This window comes from Variovorax sp. CAN15 (assembly GCF_030462475.1).
Taxonomy (GTDB): Bacteria; Pseudomonadota; Gammaproteobacteria; order Burkholderiales; family Burkholderiaceae_C; genus Variovorax.
This window is the reverse complement of record NZ_JASMRZ010000019.1, coordinates 61,697-80,636: the sequence shown is the minus strand read 5'-3', so window position 1 is coordinate 80,636 and position 18,940 is coordinate 61,697. Positions and strand designations below refer to the sequence as shown.

General features: G+C 69.2%; 12 protein-coding genes. 6 read left to right on the top strand and 6 right to left on the bottom strand.

Annotated elements, in window-relative coordinates:
• From QMO14_RS15100 to QMO14_RS15075, 6 genes are all read left to right on the top strand, one after another.
• The coding region (locus QMO14_RS15100) for a hypothetical protein (RefSeq protein ID WP_301508021.1) at positions 1–3,919 on the top strand (3,919 nt) is incomplete at its 5' end.
• A gap of 101 nt (positions 3,920–4,020) precedes the next feature.
• Positions 4,021–4,524 carry a peptidoglycan-associated lipoprotein Pal gene (gene pal / locus QMO14_RS15095; protein ID WP_301508020.1) on the top strand — a complete coding sequence of 168 codons (504 nt, stop codon included), beginning with the start codon at positions 4,021–4,023 and terminating at the stop codon, positions 4,522–4,524.
• 108 nt (positions 4,525–4,632) lie between these two features.
• Positions 4,633–7,719, top strand: coding sequence for a Mur ligase family protein (locus QMO14_RS15090; RefSeq protein WP_301508019.1), 3,087 nt, complete (start codon positions 4,633–4,635; stop codon positions 7,717–7,719).
• Positions 7,720–8,110: 391 nt separating this feature from the next.
• Positions 8,111–9,934 (top strand): peptidase domain-containing ABC transporter, encoded by a 1,824-nt coding sequence (locus tag QMO14_RS15085; RefSeq protein WP_301508018.1) that lies wholly within the window; start codon positions 8,111–8,113, stop codon positions 9,932–9,934.
• Between the two features lie 57 nt (positions 9,935–9,991).
• Positions 9,992–11,308: an HlyD family type I secretion periplasmic adaptor subunit gene (locus QMO14_RS15080; RefSeq protein ID WP_301508017.1), complete on the top strand. Its 1,317-nt coding sequence runs from the start codon at positions 9,992–9,994 to the stop codon at positions 11,306–11,308.
• On the top strand, positions 11,305–12,927 hold the full coding sequence (locus QMO14_RS15075) for a TolC family protein (protein ID WP_301508016.1): 1,623 nt from the start codon (positions 11,305–11,307) through the stop codon (positions 12,925–12,927). The genes QMO14_RS15080 and QMO14_RS15075 overlap by 4 nt, the downstream gene beginning before the upstream one ends.
• 121 nt (positions 12,928–13,048) lie before the next feature.
• Here QMO14_RS15075 and QMO14_RS15070 read toward each other — a convergent pair whose 3' ends face one another.
• The 6 genes from QMO14_RS15070 to QMO14_RS15045 are packed head-to-tail and all read right to left on the bottom strand — an operon-like array spanning position 13,049 to position 18,926.
• On the bottom strand, positions 13,049–14,479 hold the full coding sequence (locus tag QMO14_RS15070) for a sigma 54-interacting transcriptional regulator (RefSeq protein WP_301508015.1): 1,431 nt from the start codon (positions 14,477–14,479) through the stop codon (positions 13,049–13,051).
• Positions 14,480–14,495: 16 nt separating this feature from the next.
• Positions 14,496–16,526: a TadG family pilus assembly protein gene (locus QMO14_RS15065; RefSeq protein WP_301508014.1), complete on the bottom strand. Its 2,031-nt coding sequence runs from the start codon at positions 16,524–16,526 to the stop codon at positions 14,496–14,498.
• Between the two features lie 13 nt (positions 16,527–16,539).
• Entirely contained in the window at positions 16,540–17,046 is a 507-nt protein-coding gene (locus QMO14_RS15060) for a TadE/TadG family type IV pilus assembly protein (RefSeq protein WP_301508013.1), read from the bottom strand.
• Positions 17,043–17,522, bottom strand: coding sequence for a TadE/TadG family type IV pilus assembly protein (locus QMO14_RS15055; protein WP_301508012.1), 480 nt, complete (start codon positions 17,520–17,522; stop codon positions 17,043–17,045). The genes QMO14_RS15060 and QMO14_RS15055 overlap by 4 nt, the downstream gene beginning before the upstream one ends.
• A gap of 31 nt (positions 17,523–17,553) precedes the next feature.
• A complete protein-coding gene (locus QMO14_RS15050; protein WP_301508011.1) occupies positions 17,554–17,991 on the bottom strand; it encodes a DUF3613 domain-containing protein in 438 nt (145 codons plus the stop codon).
• Entirely contained in the window at positions 17,988–18,926 is a 939-nt protein-coding gene (locus QMO14_RS15045; RefSeq protein ID WP_301508010.1) for a tetratricopeptide repeat protein, read from the bottom strand. Before QMO14_RS15045 ends, QMO14_RS15050 begins: the two co-directional genes overlap by 4 nt.
• Positions 18,927–18,940 lie beyond the last annotated feature (14 nt).

Genomic DNA, 18,940 nt, shown 5'->3' with positions numbered 1-18,940 from the left:
GGCTTTGGGTGCCGCCCTGAGCGGCGGTGGCGGCGGCAGCGACAGCACCATCCCGCTGTTCGTCGGCTCGGGCAACCCGACCAATCCTGGCGACTCCGATGCGGACGCAGATTCCGATGCGGACGCCGATGCTGATGCGGATGCAGACGGAGATGCCGACGCAGATGCCGATGCCGATGCCGATGCCGATGCCGATGCCGATGCCGATGCCGATGCCGATGCCGATGCCGACGCCGACGCCGACGCCGACGCTGACGCCGATGCCGATGCCGATGCCGACGCCGACGCCGATGCAGACGCCGATGCAGACGCTGATGCTGATGCTGATGCTGATGCTGATGCGGACGCCGATGCCGACGCCGATGCAGACGCAGACGCAGACCACCTCCTCGACCCGGGCGACGGCCTCGTCGGCCACGTCACCGACAGCCTCGGTAACGCGCTTGGCCTGGGCGACTCGCTCACGCCGGTCACCAATGCGGTCGACGGCCTGACCGACACGCTCGACGACGTGCTGGCTCCGCTGCTCGGCAGCGAGTTCACGCCGAACGATCCCAACCAGTTCGACCCGATCGACAACACCGTGGGCAGCGTCACCGGCCTGCTGGGCGAATCGTTGAGCCCCACACTCGACAACCTGCTGGGCGCCGGCGCCACCACCGCCATCCTCGGCACGGTGGTGGGCCAGGTCGATTACCTGACCGACGCGCTGAACAACGGCCTGAACAACCTTGTCGGCGATCACGGCATCGTCAGCGGCCTCACCGACGCCCTCGGCCTCGGCGGCGTTACCGACCAACTGCTGGGCGACGACGGCGTCGTCGGCGGTCTGCTCGACAACGTGCTCGGCGATGGCAGCGTGGTCTCGGGCCTGCTGGCCGAAGACGGTCTCGTGGGCGGCCTGCTCGGACCCGATGGCGTGGTCGGCGGCCTGCTGGGCGCGGACGGCGCCGTGGGCGGCCTGCTCGGCAACGTCCTGGGCAGCGACGGCCTCGTGGGCGGCCTGCTCGGCGACGGCGCCGTGGGCAGCCTGACCGGCGGCCTGCTGGGCGAAGACGGCCTGCTGGGTGGCTTGCTCGGCGACGGCAGCGCTCTGGGCGGCATCCTGGGTGACGACGGACTCGTCGGCGGCCTGCTCGGCGGCGACGGTACCCTGTCCAACCTGCTCGGCAGCGGCGGCCTCACCGGCGAGCTGCTGGGCCAGGGCGGCCTGGTCGACAGTCTGCTGGGCGAGAACGGAGCGATCTCCGGCCTCATCGCCGACAGCCCGCTGGGCGGCCTGCTCGGCGGCGAAGGCGGCCTGCTGGGCGGTGCCGTCGGCGGACTGCTCGGCAACGACGGCCTGGTCGGCGGCCTGCTGGGTGACGACGGCCTCGTGGGCGGCCTGCTCGGCAACGACGGTCTCCTCGGCGGCGTGGTGGGCAACGACGGCCTGCTGGGCGGTGTGCTCGGCAACGATGGCCTGCTCGGCGGCCTGCTGGGCGACAACGGCATCGTCGGCGGCGTGCTTGGCAACGATGGCCTGCTGGGCGGCGTGCTGGGTGACAACGGCCTGGTCGGCGGCCTGCTGGGCAGCGACGGCGCTGTGGGCGGCCTGCTCGGCGACGGCGGCCTTGTCGGCGGTCTGCTGGGCAGCGATGGCCTGGGCGGCGTGCTCGGCGGCGATGGTCTCGGCGGTGGCTTGCTCGGGCCCGACGGCCTGGTCGGCGGCCTGCTGGGCAATGACGGCGTCGTCGGCGGCGTGCTGGGCAACGACGGTCTGGTCGGTGGCCTGCTCGGCGGCCTGCTGGACGGCATCGGCGGTGGCGGCACCCCCGGCACCGGCGCGGCCCTGCTCGATCCGCTGGACAGCGTGGTCAGCGGCGTGGCCTCGGGCCTGAACAACGGCCTGCTGGGCGACCTCGGCCTGGGTGACGTGCTGGCCCCGGTGGCCGGCCTTACCGACGGCCTGACCGACACGGTCGACGGCGTGCTGGCTCCGGTGCTCGGCTCCACCTTCACAGCGAACAGCCCCAACGTGCTCGACCCGGTCGACGGCGTGGTCGACCAGGTGACCGATGGCGTGGGTGGCCTGCTGAGCCCCTTGACCGACCAGTTGCTCGGCACCGGCACGACCCACGCGCTGCTCAATGCGGTGGATACGCAGGTCGACTACCTGACCGATGGCGTGGCTCATCTCGTGAGCGGCGACGGCCTGCTCGGCGGTGTGCTGGGCGGTGACGGCGGTCTGCTGGGTGGCGTGCTGGGTGGCGTGACCGGCGGCGACGCTGGCGGCCTGCTCGATGGCGTACTCGGCAGCGATGGCCTGGTCGGCGGCCTGCTGGGTGGCGTGACCGGCGGCGACGCTGGCGGCCTGCTCGATGGCGTGCTCGGCAGCGATGGCCTGATCGGCGGCCTGCTGGGTGGCGTGACCGGCGGCGATGCCGGCGGCCTGCTCGACGGCGTGCTCGGCAGCGATGGCCTGGTCGGCGGCCTGCTGGGCGGTCTGACCGGCGGTGATGCCGGTGGTCTGCTCGACGGCGTGCTCGGCAGCGATGGCCTGGTCGGCGGCCTGCTGGGCGGTCTGACCGGCGGTGATGCTGGCGGCCTGCTCGATGGCGTACTCGGCAGCGATGGCCTGGTCGGCGGCCTGCTGGGCGGTCTGACCGGCGGTGATGCCGGTGGTCTGCTCGACGGCGTGCTCGGCAGCGATGGCCTGGTCGGCGGCCTGCTGGGTGGCGTGACCGGCGGCGACGCTGGTGGTCTGCTCGACGGCGTGCTCGGCAGCGATGGCCTGGTCGGCGGTCTGCTGGGTGGCGTGACCGGCGGCGATGCCGGTGGTCTGCTCGATGGCGTGCTCGGCAGCGATGGCCTGGTCGGCGGCCTGCTGGGCGGTCTGACCGGCGGCGATGCTGGCGGCCTGCTCGACGGCGTGCTCGGCAGCGATGGCCTGGTCGGCGGCCTGCTGGGCGGTCTGACCGGCGGCGATGCTGGCGGTCTGCTCGACGGTGTGCTCGGCAGCGATGGCCTGGTTGGCGGCCTGCTCGGCACCGTGACCGGCGGCGACGCTGGTGGTCTGCTCGACGGCGTGCTCGGCAGCGACGGCCTCGTCGGCGGTCTGCTCGGCACCGTGACCGGTGGCGACGCTGGCGGTCTGCTCGATGGCGTGCTTGGCAGCGACGGCCTGGTCGGCGGTCTGCTCGGCACCGTGACCGGCGGCGACGCTGGTGGTGTGCTCGATGGCGTGCTTGGCAGCGACGGCCTCGTCGGCGGTCTGCTCGGCACCGTGACCGGTGGCGACGCTGGTGGTCTGCTCGACGGCGTGCTGGGCAGCGACGGCCTGGTCGGCGGTCTGCTCGGCACCGTGACCGGCGGCGACGCTGGTGGTGTGCTCGACGGTGTGCTCGGCAGCGATGGCCTCGTCGGCGGTCTGCTCGGCACCGTGACCGGTGGCGACGCTGGCGGTCTGCTCGACGGCGTGTTGGGTAGCGACGGCCTCGTCGGTGGCCTGCTCGGCAGCGTGACCGGTGGCGGCACTGGTGGCCTGCTCGACGGTGTGCTCGGCAACGACGGCCTCGTCGGCAGCCTGCTGGGCCAGGACGGCCTGGTGGGCAGCCTGCTCGGCGGCCTCAGCGGTGGCAGCAGCCCGGTGGCGGACATCCTGCAGCCGGTGGGCGATGTCGCCAGCGGCTTGACCGATGCGGTGACCCCGATCGTGTCGAACGCGACTGGCGCGGTGCACGACGTGACGGCGCCGGTGACCGACATCCTGGCCGGCTCGCCGGCGACTGCGCCGGTGGCGGAAGCCGTCAGCAACGTGACGAGCGGCGCCGAGCATGCCGTCACCCCGCTGGTGACGGAAGTCGTGACGCCCATCACCAGCCTGGTGGAGCACGCCGCATCGCCTGTGACCAACGTCCTCCACGGCCTGCTCGGCTGATCGGTGAACACGGAAGAGTTCACAAGAAGGAAGAGGGGCGAGGGAACTTGCAGCAGCACCAGGGACAGGCCGCCACCGGCCTGTCCCGCGAAAGGACAGATATGAAAAAGAATTTCCGGACAGTGGCCATCGTCGCGCTCGGCGCAGTCCTGGTGGGCTGCGCGGCCCCCAAGGCCGGCCGCGACGATGCGACCTACTACTACTCGAACAAGGCTGCGACCGCGGTGCCGAAGGTGGTGCCGGCACCGCCGCCGCCGGTGCAGAACGGACCGGCTGGCGTGCCGAAAATCGTCTATTTCGACTTCGACAAATACAACATCAGGCCAGGCGACCGGAACATCGTGGAGGCTCACGCGAGCTTCATGCGCAACCGGCCGCAGAGCCGGGTCGTGATCGAAGGCCACACCGACCAGCGCGGCGGCCGCGAATACAACCTCGCGCTGGGCCAGCGCCGCGCCGACGCGGTGCAGCGCGCGCTCACGCAGCTCGGCGTGCCCGCCGAACGCATCGAGGCCATCAGCTGGGGCCTGGAGAAACCCGCATCGCTCGAAACCACCGAGGAGGGCTATCAGCTCAATCGCCGGGCCGAATTCAGCTATCGCTGAAGCCGGGTCACGCGATGACTTCGGTGGTGGCAGTCCCCGGACCGTGCGCACGTCAGAGCGAAAGCAGATGACGGGCGCGGCCGGTTTCCCGCATCCGAACGGGGCCGCATGATGTCCTTCCCAGACCAGCTCCACGCCTGCCACGAACGCCTCGTGTCGGTGTGCGCGGCGCTGCCAGCCCCTTACCCGGCGTTCACGCTGTTCTTCTCGGTCAGCGACGGCGCGCAGCGCGCGCACGTCGTGCACGCGCGGGCCGCCGATTTCGAGACCGCATGGCGCGAAGGCGCCGGCCACGTCGAGCGCTGGGTGCGCGAGCGCGGCATCGTCTCGCCGTGGCTGCGCATCGACTGGGTCGAGGGCGCGAGCCCGATGGACTGGGCGCAGTTCAAGACCCAGCTCACGGCCGTCAAGCGCAATTACTTCCGCCTCGGCCTGGCCTTCGACAAGGACTTCACGCTCGCCTTCACCGAGCAGGAGCTCAATGCCAACGCCATGCTGTGCGGCGACTCGACCATTCCGCACTCGGTGGTCAACGCGCGCAACTTCGAGGTCTACGGCCAGGCGCGCTTCGAATGCTCGCCGCCGCTGGACATGCCCTCGGACCAGCCGGTCTACCTGCTGGCCACCGTGGGCGTCTTCTGCCAGCCCGACGGCGTGGTGCACAAGCTGGTGGGCACGGGGCTCGACGCTGGCCGCCGGCAGCTGCCGGCGCTCAACCCTCAGTCGGTGCTCGAACTCGTGCGCAGCGGCTCGTCCTACCTCGCACGGCAGGTGCAGAGCGACGGCCTCTTCGTATACGGCTACTTTCCGTGCTTCGACCGCCGCATTCCCACCTACGACGCGATGCGCCACGCGAGCGCGGTCTACGCCATGCTCGAGTCGTGGGAGCTCACGCGCGACGAGACGCTGCGCGCGGCCATCGACCGGGCGCTGGACCATCTCACCGGCGCGCTGATCCGCGAGTACACGCTGGTCGACGGGCGCGCCGTGGCCTTCCTGGTCGACACCGGCGGCGAGATCAAGCTCGGCGGCAACGCGGCCTGCGTGCTCGCGCTGGTGAAGTACTGCGAGCTGATGGATACGCGCCGCTGGCTGCCGCTGCTGGAGCGCCTCGCGCTGGGCATCGCGTCGATGCAGGACGCGGCCACCGGCCGCTTCAACCACGTGCTGCACGCGGCCGACCTCACGGTCAAGCAGGCCTCGCGCATCATCTACTACGACGGCGAGGCGGCCTACGCGCTCATGCGCCTCCATGCCCTCACGCGCGAGCCGCAATGGCTGGCGGTGGTTGAAAAGGCCTTCGACCATTTCATCGCCAGCCAGCACTGGCAGGCGCACGACCACTGGCTCAGCTGCTGCGTGTGCGAACTCACGCACTGGAGCCCGCAGGAGAAGTATTTCCGCTTCGGGCTGCAGAACGTGGCGGGGTACCTCGACTTCGTGCTCGACCGGAAGACCACCTTCCCGACGCTGCTCGAACTCATGCTGGCCGCGCAGCAGATGCTCCAGCGGCTCGAAGGCATGCCCGCGATGCGGCATCTGCTGGACGAGCTCGACACCGAGAAGTTCTACCGCGCGCTCGACTACCGCGCGCACTACCTGCTCAACGGCTTCTTCTGGCCCGAGATGGCGATGTACTTCCGCCGTCCCTCGACGGTGGTGGGCTCGTTCTTCATCCGCCACCACTCCTTCCGCGTGCGCATCGACGACGTGGAGCAGTACCTCTCGGGCTTCGCCGCCTACCACCGCTACCTGGTGGAGCGCCGTGCCTCACCCGGCGGCGCGGGCACGGGCTCTGGCGGCGGGCGAGACGACGGCGCCGTGTGGACCGCCAGCGAGATGGCGCGCGTGACCGGCGGCGAATGGGTGGTCAAGCCAGAGGACGGCTGGCGCGCCGCTGGCGTGGCGCAGCGCTCCTTCATGCGCAAGGGTCGCGTCGTGTTCGACCACCAGACCCGGCCTTCCAGGACGCCGCTGGCCGCCGTCACGCTCAAGGGCGTGCTGCAGCCTGCCGCGGCCGTGCTGTGCTCCGACCCCAAGCCGCACCTCGACAAGCGCGTGCCGGTGCTCAAGGTGCAGAACGTGCTGCAGGCGGTGCTGGAGCTGGGCGACCATGCGCGCGCCGAATTCACCGGCCGCGTCTGCGGCGTGCTCGGCAGCGGCGCGGGAAGCGGCACCGTGGCCGCGATGCTGGCCGGCGCGCTCACCGTGTGGGGCGAGGTCGGCCAGCCCGAGGGCAACGTGAGCCTGCCGTCGGGCATCGCCTGGAACATGACCTGCATGCCCCGGCATGCGTCGTACTGGGTGATGGAGATGGGCACCTCGCACATGCCGTCCTCGGCGCAGCTGGTGCGGCCGTCGCTGATCGTGGTGACGGGCCTTTCCGCCGCGTCGCAGAAGCATCGCGGCCCGAGCGAAGCCGCCGCGCGCCTGGACAGCCGGATCTTCCAGGCCATGGCGCCGGGCGATTCGGTGGTGCTCAACCGCGACATTCCCGAGTTCGCCACCTTCGCCGAAGCGGCGATGGCGCAGCAGCTGCAGATCGTGACCTACGGCGAGCACAAGGACGCCGACGTGCGCCTGCTGGCCTTCGACCACGGCGAGGTGCAGGCGCAGGTGGCTGGCGAGCCCTTCCAGCTCCGGCTGAACGCGCCGGGCCGGCACATGGGCGCGAGCGCCATCGCCGCGCTCGCTGCCCTGCAGGCCATGCGCCTGCCGCTGGCCGCCGCGGTCGAGCCCTTCGCGCACTTCGAGCCGCCGGGCGGCCGCGGTGCGCTGCACACCATCCACATCGGCGGCGGCAGCTTCAAGCTGATCGACGAGACCTACGACGCCAACCCGAGCTCGATGCGCGCCGCGCTGGAGCTGCTCTCGCAGGCGCCCTGCGAGCCGGCGCGGCGCGTGGCGATCCTCGGCGACATGCAGGAGCTGGGCCCCGCCGCGCAGCGCCACCACCTCGACCTCGAGGCCGAGCTGCTCGCGTCGCAGCCCGACCGCGTGCTGCTGTGCGGCCCGCTGATGCGCGCGCTGCATGCGCGCATCCGCACCAAGGTGCGCTCGCACTGGTTCGTCGACGTGTCCGATCTGTCGACCGCGCTCGGCGGGCTGCTGCAGCCCGGCGACTGGGTGCTGGCGAAGAGTTCCGCGGGCGTCGGCCTGTCCCGGCTCGCCCGGGTTTTGAAAGCACTGCCATGAGATTGAACGCACTCCTGCACTCGGCCTTCGGATACGAAGCCCCGATCACTCGCCCGAGGCCCGCTCGCCGCTGGTGGCTGGGCTGGCTGCAGCTGCTGTGCGCATGGGTGCTTTGCATGCTGTTGTGCGCCAACATCGCGCTGGTGTTCGCGCAGGATTTGTCAGGGCAGAAAGGGGAGGCAAGGGCAGGGAGGCCGGCCGGTTGCGCGGTAACGGGAAGCGCCGCGCAACCGGGTCCGGTTCACGGGATCAGGGCCGATGTGGTGAAGGGGCAAAGACTGCCGTGCTGATGTGTGTTTGATGCACACGGTGAGCGATATTTGCCTTGTAACAGTCGGGTAACAGTTGATAATGACGCAGGCGTCATTGCACGACGAACCGGCTCTTTCCCATGATCAAGTTCCTCCTGCCAAGCCAACTGGTTGCCGAGACCCCGGACGAGCCCGGAGCCAGTCCGTACGCGGGCGCGCTGAACGCCGCGTTCCGCTCGGCCTACCCGCTGGTGAAGAGCGCGGCATGGCGCTCGCTGCCCATCAGCCTGTTCGGGCTTTTGCCCTCTATCTTCCTGCTGCAGGTGTATGACCGGGTGCTCTCGCGCAGCGGCACTTCCACGCTGGCCGCGCTGGTCAGCGGCATCTTTTTCTTCCTGTGCATCGAGTTCTGGCTTCGCACGGGGCGCTCGCGCCTGCTGCGCAACGCGGGCGCCATCGTCGACCACGGCGTGTCGGGCGCGCTGCTGAACTCGATGCTCGGCCGGCCGCTGCGCGCGCTGGAGGCGCGGCCCGCGTCGGTGTGGCACCTGTACTTCCGCGACGTGGCCTCGGTACGCGGCACCATCACCGGCGGGCTGGCCCAGTCCATCTTCGACCTGCCCATGGCCGTCTTCGCGCTCGTGGTCATCGGCATCGTCGCGCTGCCGGTGCTGCCGGTGGTGGCGCTCTTCCTCGCGATCATGTCCTTCCTGGCGTGGTGGTGGGCCGACGAGGTGCGCTCCGGCCGCGTGGAGGAAGTGCAGCGCGGGCGCGGCCTGGATCGCGTGACCGCCGAGATCTGCAACGCGCGCGAAACCCTCAAGGCACAGGCCAACGACGCGCCCACCATCGAAACTTGGCGCCAGACCTACAACGCCTGGCTCGCCGAGAGCTTCAGCAAGAACGGCCAGATCGAGACCGCGCGCGACGGCACCACCGTGCTGCTCACCGTGTTCTCCGTCGTGGTCGTGACCGTCGGCGCCGTCTCGGTCATGGAGCAGTGGATGACGGTGGGCGGCCTCGTCGCCTCGAACATGCTGGCGCTCAAGGCGCTGCAGCCGGTGGCCGGGCTGGTGTCGAACTGGCGCTCGCTGGCCACCGCCAAGGAAGCCGCCAAGCGCCTGGAGACCGTGCTGCGCGAGCCGGTCGAGAAGCCGCCCACGGGCATGACGCTGCCCCAGCCGCTGGGCCGCATCACCCTGAAGGACGTGAGCTTCAGCTTCACCGAGACCGCGCAGCAGCCGGTGCTGGAGAACGTCGACCTCGACATCGGCCCCGGCGGCCTGCACGTGATCGTCGGGCGCAACGGCGCGGGCAAGTCCACGCTGGTGAAGCTGCTGTCGGGCCTGTACACGCCCACGGGCGGCGTGGTGAGCATCGGCGAGTACGACCTCTCGCAGTTCGGCCGCGAGGAGCTGGCGCGCTGGATCAGCTATCTCTCGCAGGAGGTCTACTGGTTCGGCGGTTCGCTGATCGACGTGATGCGCCGCAACGCGCCGGGCCAGAGCGACGAGCAGATCGTCGCGGCCTGCAGGCTCTCGGGCGCGCACGACTTCATCTCGCGGCTGCCCGACGGCTACCGCACCATGGTCGGCGAGGGCGGCACCGGCGTGTCGGTGGGCGAGCGGCGCAAGCTCGCGCTGGCCATGAGCTTCCTGCGCAAGCCCTCGGTGCTGGTGCTCGACGAGCCCAGCAACGACCTCGACTTCCAGAGCGAGCGCAACCTGCTCGCCACGCTGCTGGCGGTGGCCAAGGTGCGCACCGTGGTGGTGGTCACGCACTCGCTGCGCATCGTCTCCGCCGCCAACGTGGTCTACCACGTCACCGGCATGGGCAATGTGGAGCAGGGCACGGCGGCGGTGATGGTGCCGAAGCTGTTCGGCGTGAAGAAGCCGCTGGTGGCGCTGGGCGACGCGGAAGACGGCTCGGCGGGTGCTTCGCCGGCCTCCCGCTCCATGGCGTGAGGCGAGCGACAAGCGACGAACAACGAGTGACGAACGAAGAGTGACCGGGGACGCGATTTGAAAATAGACCTGCCGCAGATTCTTCAGGACGAGAACGAGAAGCGCGCGGCCCAGACCTCGCCGCAGGGGCGGCGGCGGCAGTGGATCATCGGCGGCGCCATCGCCGTGCTCGCGCTGGTCGGCCTGGGCTTTCCGATGGAGACCGTGGTGGTCGCGCCGGGGCGCGTGATTCCCTCGGACCGCGTCAAGTCCATACAGCATCTGGAAGGCGGCATCGTCAGCAACGTGCTGGTGAAGGAAGGCGAGAAGGTCAAGCAGGGGCAGCCGCTGGTCGAGATCGACCTGGGCGGCAGCGGCCTCAACCTCGAAGAGCTCACGGCCCGCTACGCCGCCACGCAGGCCACGCGCGTGCGGCTGATGGCCGAGAGCCGCGGCCAGCCGCTCACGCGCCAGTCTTTCGCCGCGGACATCGACGAAGGCGTGTTCGAAGGCGAGACCGGCGCCTACCAGGCGCGCGCGCTCGAACAGCGCGGCGTGATGGCCGGCGCGGTGTCGGGCCTGGAGCAGGCGCGCAGCAAGAAGCTGGAGCAGGAGGCCAAGGTCAAGGGCCTGAGCGACCGGCTGGCGCTGATGCAGAAAGAACTGGAAATCTCCGAGCAGCTGCTCAGCGAGAAACTGGTGGGCCAGGTCGAAGTGCTGGAGAAGCGCCGCCAGGCCGAGAGCGTGCGCAGCGAACTCGCGGTGGCGCGCCAGGGTGTGGTGTCCGCCAACGCCTCCATCACCGAGGCGCAGGCCAAGATGGCGGAGGCCGAAGGGCGCTTCCGCCGCCGCGCGTCGGACGAACTGGCCACGGTGGAGCGGCAGTTCGCGAGCCTGAGCGAAGACCTGGCGCGTGCGCGCACCCAGCGCTCGCGCACCGTGGTGAAGGCGCCTTCGGACGGCATCGTGAAGGGCCTGCGCAACTCCAGCCCCGGCTGGGTGGTGAAGCCGGGCGAATCGATCCTCGAAGTGGTGCCCGACGAGGACGAGATCATGGTCGAGGCGCGGCTCAACCCCAACGACCGCGGCTTCATCGAAGTGGGCCAGGAGGCGCGCGTGAAGATCACCGCCTACGACTACCTGCGCTACGGCGCGGTCGACGGCAAGGTGAAGCTGGTGGCGGCCGACGCCGACCGCGACCCCGCCATTTCCAACGGCGCGCCCTACTACCGGCTGCTCATCAGCATGTCGCAATCGCACGTGGGCCGCCCGGAGAACCGCATCACCGCCGGCATGGAGTCCGAAGTGGACCTGCGCGTGGGCACCGACCCGTTCATCTGGTACATCCTGCGACCCGTGCTCAAGCTTCGCCGCGAAGCTTTCCGCGAACCATGAAGTACCGCAAACCGGTCGATCTGCGCCGCGTGGGCACCGGCGCCGTCTGCGCGGCACTGTGCGCGGGCTTCGCGCTGCCGCCAGCCTACGCGCAGGAGCAACAGCCGCAGCAACAACAACTGCCCCAGCCGCTGCCCGAGCACCTGCTGCGGCAGCAGGAGATGGAAAGCGCCGCGAGGCTCACCGTCGCGCGCAGGCTCTCGGCGCCTTCGCTCGGCGCTGCCAGCTACGCGCAGCAGGTGAAGCAGGCGCTGATCGCCCTCTCGCAGGACTACCCCGAGGTGCAGACCATGCAGGCGGCGGCCAACACCAGCAGCTACGGTGTCGATGCCGCCAGGCAGGCGCGCTACCCGAAGTTCAAGCTCGGCACCTCAACGGGCAACTACAACAGCGGCGCGGCCAACGCCAGGACGCAGAGCTACACCGTGCTCACCGCCGAGGCGCGCGTGAGCCTGCTCGACGGCGGCGCCATGAGCGCCGCTCAGCGCGCCGCGGAAGCCGCCAACCAGGCCGACGACGAAGCCGTCGTCACCACCTCGCMGAAGGTGGTGCTGGACGCGCTCACCGCCTACCTGCAGGTGCAGCGCTTCGACCTCAAGAAGCAGATCGCGCACAAGGCTACCGAGGTGGTGGCCGAACTCTCGAAGGCCGAGGCCCGCCGCGTGGCGCTGGGCGTCAGCGGCGACAACGACCTGAACATGGCGGCCTCGCGCCGCGCGCTGGTGGCCGCGCGCGAGTCCGACTTCGAGGCGCAGCGCGACGAGGCGATGGCCAAGTTCCGCAACTACTTCAAGTTCTCGCCGAACGCCGAATCACTGCCCGTGCTCGCGGCGCCGGCGCAGTGGCGCATTGCCACGCAGGAAGAGGCGCTGCGCCGCGCCGAGTCGCGCAGCACCGAGATCGCCGAAGCGCTGGGCCGCATCGAGCGGGCGAGGGCGCTGGCCGACCAGCAGGACGCGAGCCTCTACCCCACGCTCGACGCCGTGCTCGTGAAGAGCAAGGACCCGCGCGGCGTCTCGCCGCAGGACCCGACCCGCGCGGCCTTCGAGCTCAACTGGAACTTCGGCAACGGCTTCGACCGCCAGCTGCGACTGAAGTCGGCGCTGGCCGAAGTCGCCAACCAGGAAGCCAAGCTCGAAGGTGTGAAGCTCAACCTGTTCGAGCTCACGTCGGCCTCGTGGTCGCGCACCGTCTCGGGCCGCGAGCGCGAGAAACAGCTGATGGAAGCCGTCAGCACCGCGGGCCAGGCCTTCCGCGGCCGCCGCCGCCTGATGGAGTTCGGCCGCGAGACCCTGCCCAAGGTGCTCGACGCACAGCTCGACTACTACACGCTGCTGTTCGACTACGTCGACGGCGTCTTCGACCTGCGCATCTCCGAGCTGCGCCTGGCGCGCACCACCGGCGAACTGCGCATCGACCCCTCCGGCCCCAACAACTGGATCGACCGCCTCTTCGGCGCGCCCAGCCGCCAGGTGCTCACCGAGGACGGCCTGCTCGCGAAGCTCTGCATCTCGAGCAACACCGCCTGCGCGAGCGAACCGGTAGTGGCCGAACGCGCCACCGGCGCCGCCGGCGCCCCGCCGGCCCTGCGCAAAGCCCAACGCCTCTCGATCCCATAGAGACGAGGCGAGCGAAGCAAGCCAATTCGGGAACACCGAGGAATCGGCTTCGCCGGGCCCAGGTGTTGCCCCCGGAAGGGGGTGGCGAAGCGACACGAAGTGCGCGAAGCCTGGGGGAGAGCTACTGCTCTTCGGGGATGCCGGGCTCGCCGTCGAGGATCTGGTACTTGCGCATCTTCTCCCACAGCACCTTGCGGCTGATGCCAAGGTGCTGTGCCGTGTCCTGGCGCTTCCAGTCGTTGATCTCCAGCGCCGCGATGATGCGGTTGCGCTCGCTGCTGTTCCAGCCCTTGCGGTCCGCGCTGCCTTCGATCGCACCGATGCCGCCGCCACTGCCGTTCATGCCGTTGCCGGCCGATGCAGCCGGCGCCGGCGTGCCGCGGGTGAGCGCGATGGCCCGCTGGATCAGGTTCTGGTCCCAGCCACGCAGTTGCCGCGCGATCACGCCCACGCGTTCCGCGAGGTTGCGCAGCTGCCGAACGTTGCCGGGGAAGTAGGTCTCGGCCACCGCGTCGCTCAGCCAGTGCGGCGTTTCGCCGAGCGTTTCGAGTTCGTCGCCGAGCACGTTGCTCAGCAGCGCCTTGAAGATCGCGATCTTGTCGATCTCGCCGCGCTCCTCGAGGCTGGGCACGTGCAGCTCGATCACCGCGAGCCGGTAGAACAGGTCGGCGCGGAACTCGCCGCTGGCCACCATCTCGCGCAGGTTGCGGTTGGTGGCCGCCACCAGCCGGAAATCCACCCGCACAGGCGCCGTCGCACCCAGCCGCGTGACCGCGTTGTCCTCCAGCACGCGCAGCAGCTTGACCTGCTGGTAGCGCGGCAGGTCACCGATCTCGTCGAGGAACAGCGTGCCGCCCGTGGCCTGCTCGAAGTAGCCACGATGCGCATGCACGGCACCCGTGAAGGAGCCCTTGGTGTGGCCGAAGAAGAGCGACTCGAAGAGGCCATCGGGAATCGCGCCGCAGTTCACCGCCACGAACGCGCCCTTGCCGTAGCGCTGGTGGCCCAGGTGCAGCTGCTGCGCGATGCGCTCCTTGCCCACGCCGGTTTCGCCGCGCACCAGCACGCTGTGGTCGCAGTCGGCAAAGGCACCCACTTCGGCCAGCAGCGCCTTCATCGCGTCGGAATGCGCCACCAGCACGTCGGGCGCCTGCGGCGCCACCTCGCGCGCACGCAGCTGCCGCACCAGCTTCGCGACCATCGTGCGCAGTTCGGCGCAGGTGAAGTCGTAGGGCAGCACGTGCAGGTACTCGGGCGGATAGGTGCGCGAGTCGCGCTCGCGCGAACCGGCCGCCACCCAGATCACCGGCATGCCCTGCAGAAGCTCGGTCGCATGCGCCAGCCCGCCGCCGTCGATGACCGTCACGCTGATGATCGCCACCGAGGGCCGCAGCGCCGTGCCGGCATCCTGCGACGGAGGCGGCATGCCGTCGGCCCGGATGACCTCCACGTCGAAGCTCGCCATGCACCGCGCGATGCGGTCGAGGATGTCGGCTTTGCCTTCCCAGACAAAGAGGTCGAGTTCGTCGAAATTGGCGGCGGGGGAATTCATCGGGAGGAACGGAGCGTCAATACACCAGCATGGGCAGGCCCTTGCAGTCGAGAGATCGCAGGTTCACGTCGATCTGTCCAAGGTTGATGCCGAGCACGTTTTGCAAAAGAGGTGTCAGAACCGAAGCGCCAATAGCGTTGAGCACGGGTTGGAGCAGGCCGGTCAGTACGGAAAGTGCGTTGGATATGGTGCCGCTGGCGCCATTGCTGCTGGTCGACAAGCTGTCCTTGATCATGCTCTTGCAGCCTGCTTCGTTGCCACCTATTCCGAGCAGGCCAGTGCACGGATTCAGAACGCCCGTCAAAAGATCGCCGACGCCATTCAAGACGCCCGTCAGCAGGCCGCTATATGCCGCGTTTTGACGAATGGTGTTGACGACGCTGGCATATCGCTGGCCCCGGCAGCTGGAAGTGTCCTGCGAGCAGATGCTTGCGGTGTTGTCCCAGAGCTGGTTTGTCAAGTTGGCCAACTGCTCAGCAGTGGGCGCACCGGATGACGGGGTCTGCGTGCCGCCGAGGAGCACACGTGTCAGCTCCGATACAAGATTCGACACAAGCGTTCCCAGCTGCAAGTTGTTGACTGGGGTCGTTTGGGTCTCTCCTTCCGCAAGAGTCAGCGTAGACGGAGGGCCCTCCAGGATAGGGAGCTGGACTTGGTTGTTTATCTTCAGTAAACCCAATACGTTGACGAGGTCCATCGAGCTCAAGCCGGTTTGGCAAACATCTGATTTCGAAAAAATGTCCGCCGGCGCGATCTTCCCTACGCACACATTCGCGATTCTGCTGGTCACCGAAATCTTCGCGCGATCCTTGCCGCTAACAGGGTCCTGAAGTGCCGGCGTACACATGTCGATCAGTGTGCCGATACCCGTCACCGCATCGACCACAATCCGTAGATCGATATTGATCAGTGTCTTGAGCAGACTGCCCGACGCCACCGTGATGTAGCTGCGGACTTGCGCGTTGTAAGCCTTTGCGCCGATGCCGCCGATGGCTATCGAAGGCGGTTCGACGACGGCAACCTTTGCCGTTACCTCAATCAGTCCCAGCACGTTGAGATTGGGCACCGACGCGTCGACGGCATGCTGCGAAGTCGCAATGCCGATCGAGGTATAGATGAGATCGAGGGCACTCACACCGATGTTCAGCGCGCTGCTTCCGCTGCCGCCCGGCGAGATGATCTGCGCAAACAACCCGCTCGGGCCATTGGCCAGCGAGCCCAGCTGCACCATGAGGTTGGAGATGCCGAGCTTGGTCTGTATGGCCTGCAGCAGCGCGATGTTGCTTGCCAGCAAGCTGTTCTGGCCCGCCAGTGTGACGATAGCGTTGAGCAGATCGCCGAGTGCGACCTGTCGCCCCGCGAGCAGCGTGTTGAGCTCGCCCACGCCGATGTCGGCGGCCACCGGAATGCCCAGCGCGGCCAGCAGCCCGCCGGGCGTGATCTTGGCCTGCGCCAGCCCGTCGTAGGCCACGAGCGACGTGCCCGACAGGTCGAGCCCGATGCCTTTCAGCAGCCGCCCCAACGTCGAGTCGCCGCTCACGACGACGAGCTTGCTGCCCACGGAGAACTCGGCGAGCGGTGCGCTCAGCGCTGCCACCGCGCTCACGCTGATGAGCCGGTTGCCGCTGAAAAAGGACAGCAGCGTCGGCGACGCCTTCTGGAAAGCCACGCGCACTGCATTGGCCGTGCCGGTGACGGCGGGCGACTGGAAGCTGGTGTCCTTGTCCCAGTAGCCGCACTGGATCTCGCCGGGTAGCAGCGTGAGACCCGTCGGCATGTTGCCTGCCACACCACCGGACGCCCCGTTGGCATTGAGCTGTGCCGCCGCGGTGGCCGTCGCACAGCCGGCGCGGATCTGCTGTGCCCCTGCCAGCGCCGCGAGGTCGGCGGCTTTCTGGAACTCGCGCTTCATGAAGTACATGAAACCGATCTCGGTGCCGATCAGCGTGATGATGATCAGGCTCAGCGCAATGGCCGTGTTGATGATGACCGACCCGCGCGATCGCGAGCGGATCGAGGAAGAAGAGCCCCGGAGTGCGGCGTTCATGTGCTTGGCGCTCTCAGGAGGAGCGCAGCGCGGCGGTGGTCCGGCTGCGGAGTTGGTCGGGCATCCATTGGCTGGTGTCCAGCAATGGCATCGTCGGCAGCAGGCGGTTGGCGCTGTACGGATAGGTCACGGTTACTACATAGCGGATGTAGGCACCTGGGCCGCTCGGGTCGCTGCGTGTCACGTCCACCGTTACGTTGGAGACTATCCAGCTGCGCCGTGTCGTCACGCTGGTGTTGGCCGAGATAGGCACGACGAGCGAGTTGGCTAGCGAGTCGTACACCGCGTCCTTGACCCGCTGGTCGGCCGCCGTCGGCGCCGGCGTGAGCAGGCCCACGGCCCGCGCGCCTTCTTCCGATGCCCGCGTGACCGACTGCTGCGTGTAGAGCACCGCGCCGAAGGTTGCGAGCGCGTACAGCACGCTGAACAGCACGACGAAGACCAGCGCGAACTCGATGGCGGCCACGCCGCGCTCGCGAGCCAGGTTGCGGATGCACCTCCCGCCGTAGCTGCTGCTCATGGCGACCTCCCATCCAGGAGCATGCTGGCCTTGCCGACGATGGTGCTGGGCATGGCGAAGCTGGGGAATGGCGGCAGCAGCATCTGCAGGTTGGTGGCCGTGACGGTCACGACCATCTGGCAGCGGGTGTCCCAGGTGGCGCCGCAGGCGGGAGCGGTGCAGTTGTTGCTGACCACGCCGCACACGGTGGCGCTGACGCTGCGCGTGACCACGGCGGGCATCCAGCTGCTGCTGGCTGTCGCGGTCGTCTGGGCCTGTGTGGCACGCGCCGCGAAGGTGGACTGGTAGCGCAGCGCCGCCCGCGCCCCATCCTCCGCTGCGTTCTGCAACCCGAGCCGGAACGCGAACAGCATCCCGTAGCTGATGATCCCGTACAGCAACGCGAAGAAGATCAGGAACACCATGGCGAACTCGACCGCGTACGCGCCGCGCTGGGCGTGCGCGGCGGTGCGGTTACGAAGGCGTGGTGTGGTCATGACGCTGCCGGATCTGCGTTAGGCGCCGGGGCTACTTCGGCGCACCGGTGTCGCCGCCGGAGCCGCCACTGCCGGAGTTGGACTTCAAGCTCGAACTCATGCGCTCCGGGATCGGGTATTCGAAGCTTTTCATATAGCGCTGGTAGCTGCGGCTGGCGATGTCGCCTGCAATGGTCCTCGGCGTGGCGGAAGCGATCTCTCCGCCGCGCTGCCATGCGAGCAGGCTCTGGGTGGCGTCGCCGACCCGCAGCGGCTCGTAGGCGAACTCCTCGGCCTGCCCCATCTCTTCCTGGCCCTGTTGCTGCTGCGTGGAGGCGGCCGGCGCGGGTGTCGCGGGCTCCTGTGCCTTGGCGGCGGGGGGCTGTGGCTGCTGTTGTTGTGCGGTTGCCGCCGGAGCGGCGGCAAACAGCGCGGCCGCAAGTCCGAATGCCGGCAGCGAGGCGATGCGGGCGATGGTCGTCTTTCTCATGGTGTGCCTCGTGGGTTCGAATTCGGCGACAGGGAAACCGCCGCGTCCGCGGTGGCCGGGTTGAGCTGGCTGGCCGTGCGGATGCCGCCGCTGCTCGACCAGCGGGAGGCCTTGAGCATCAGCGGTTGCTGCTGCTGTGCCTGGTCTTCGCGTGCGGTGGCAGCGACGCCGGCGGCGGGTTGCAGTGAGCCGGTGGCCGCCAGGGGCCTCGAGCCGCCCGCGCGCAGTTGCTGGGCGGCATCGTGCACCGCTGCACGCGCCGCGGGCGACATGCGATTGGCATCCATCAGCCTGCTCGCCTGTTCGTCCTGCCCGGTGACTTCGAGATACAGGGCCAGGTTCGACTGGGCCTGCGTGCTGTCGGGGCGCAGTTGCAGCGCCTGCATCAGCGGCAGCCGGGCTTCGTCGATCTGTCCGGCGCGCAGGCTGGCATAGCCCAGGTCGCTGAGCAGGGCGGCATCGGTGGGTGTCAGGCGCTGCGCTCGCTTGAGCAACTGCACGGCTTCGGGAAAGCTGCCACGCGCGCCGGCCAGCAGGCCGAGGCCCCGATAGCCGGCGCTCTCGAGCGGCGTGCCTACGAGCTGCCTGTAGGCCTGCTCGCTCGCCGCGGCCTGCCCGGTCTGGCGCAGCGCGTCTGCGCGCATGCGGGTCGATTCGGGCGACACGCCCCAGCGCTGCTCGAGCGCGTCGATGTGCGCCAGCGAGGCGAACCACAGCCCTTCCTTCTGCATCTGCTCGACGAGCTTGAGGTATGTGGCCTTGCTGTCGACGGACGCTCCCGCCTTGGTGTCGGCGGCCGCTTCGGCGGAGGCGCGTTGCTGCGCGTCGGCGGCAGCGGCGTACTGGTCCTTGAGCGCGCCGCATCCGGTGGCCGCGAACGTTGCCGCGGCGGCGACGGCGCACGCCAGCAAGCGGCCGGTACGGTGTGAACGCACGCGGGGAAAGTCTT

What these genes read in the sequence shown, in the direction of transcription:
- pal (WP_301508020.1), top strand. Translation starts at nt 4,021, where the DNA reads ATGAAAAAGAATTTCCGGACAGTGGCCATCGTCGCGCTCGGCGCAGTC.
- QMO14_RS15090 (WP_301508019.1), top strand. Translation starts at nt 4,633, where the DNA reads ATGATGTCCTTCCCAGACCAGCTCCACGCCTGCCACGAACGCCTCGTG.
- QMO14_RS15085 (WP_301508018.1), top strand. Translation starts at nt 8,111, where the DNA reads ATGATCAAGTTCCTCCTGCCAAGCCAACTGGTTGCCGAGACCCCGGAC.
- QMO14_RS15070 (WP_301508015.1), bottom strand. Translation starts at nt 14,479, where the DNA reads ATGAATTCCCCCGCCGCCAATTTCGACGAACTCGACCTCTTTGTCTGG.
- QMO14_RS15065 (WP_301508014.1), bottom strand. Translation starts at nt 16,526, where the DNA reads ATGAACGCCGCACTCCGGGGCTCTTCTTCCTCGATCCGCTCGCGATCG.
- QMO14_RS15060 (WP_301508013.1), bottom strand. Translation starts at nt 17,046, where the DNA reads ATGAGCAGCAGCTACGGCGGGAGGTGCATCCGCAACCTGGCTCGCGAG.
- QMO14_RS15055 (WP_301508012.1), bottom strand. Translation starts at nt 17,522, where the DNA reads ATGACCACACCACGCCTTCGTAACCGCACCGCCGCGCACGCCCAGCGC.
- QMO14_RS15050 (WP_301508011.1), bottom strand. Translation starts at nt 17,991, where the DNA reads ATGAGAAAGACGACCATCGCCCGCATCGCCTCGCTGCCGGCATTCGGA.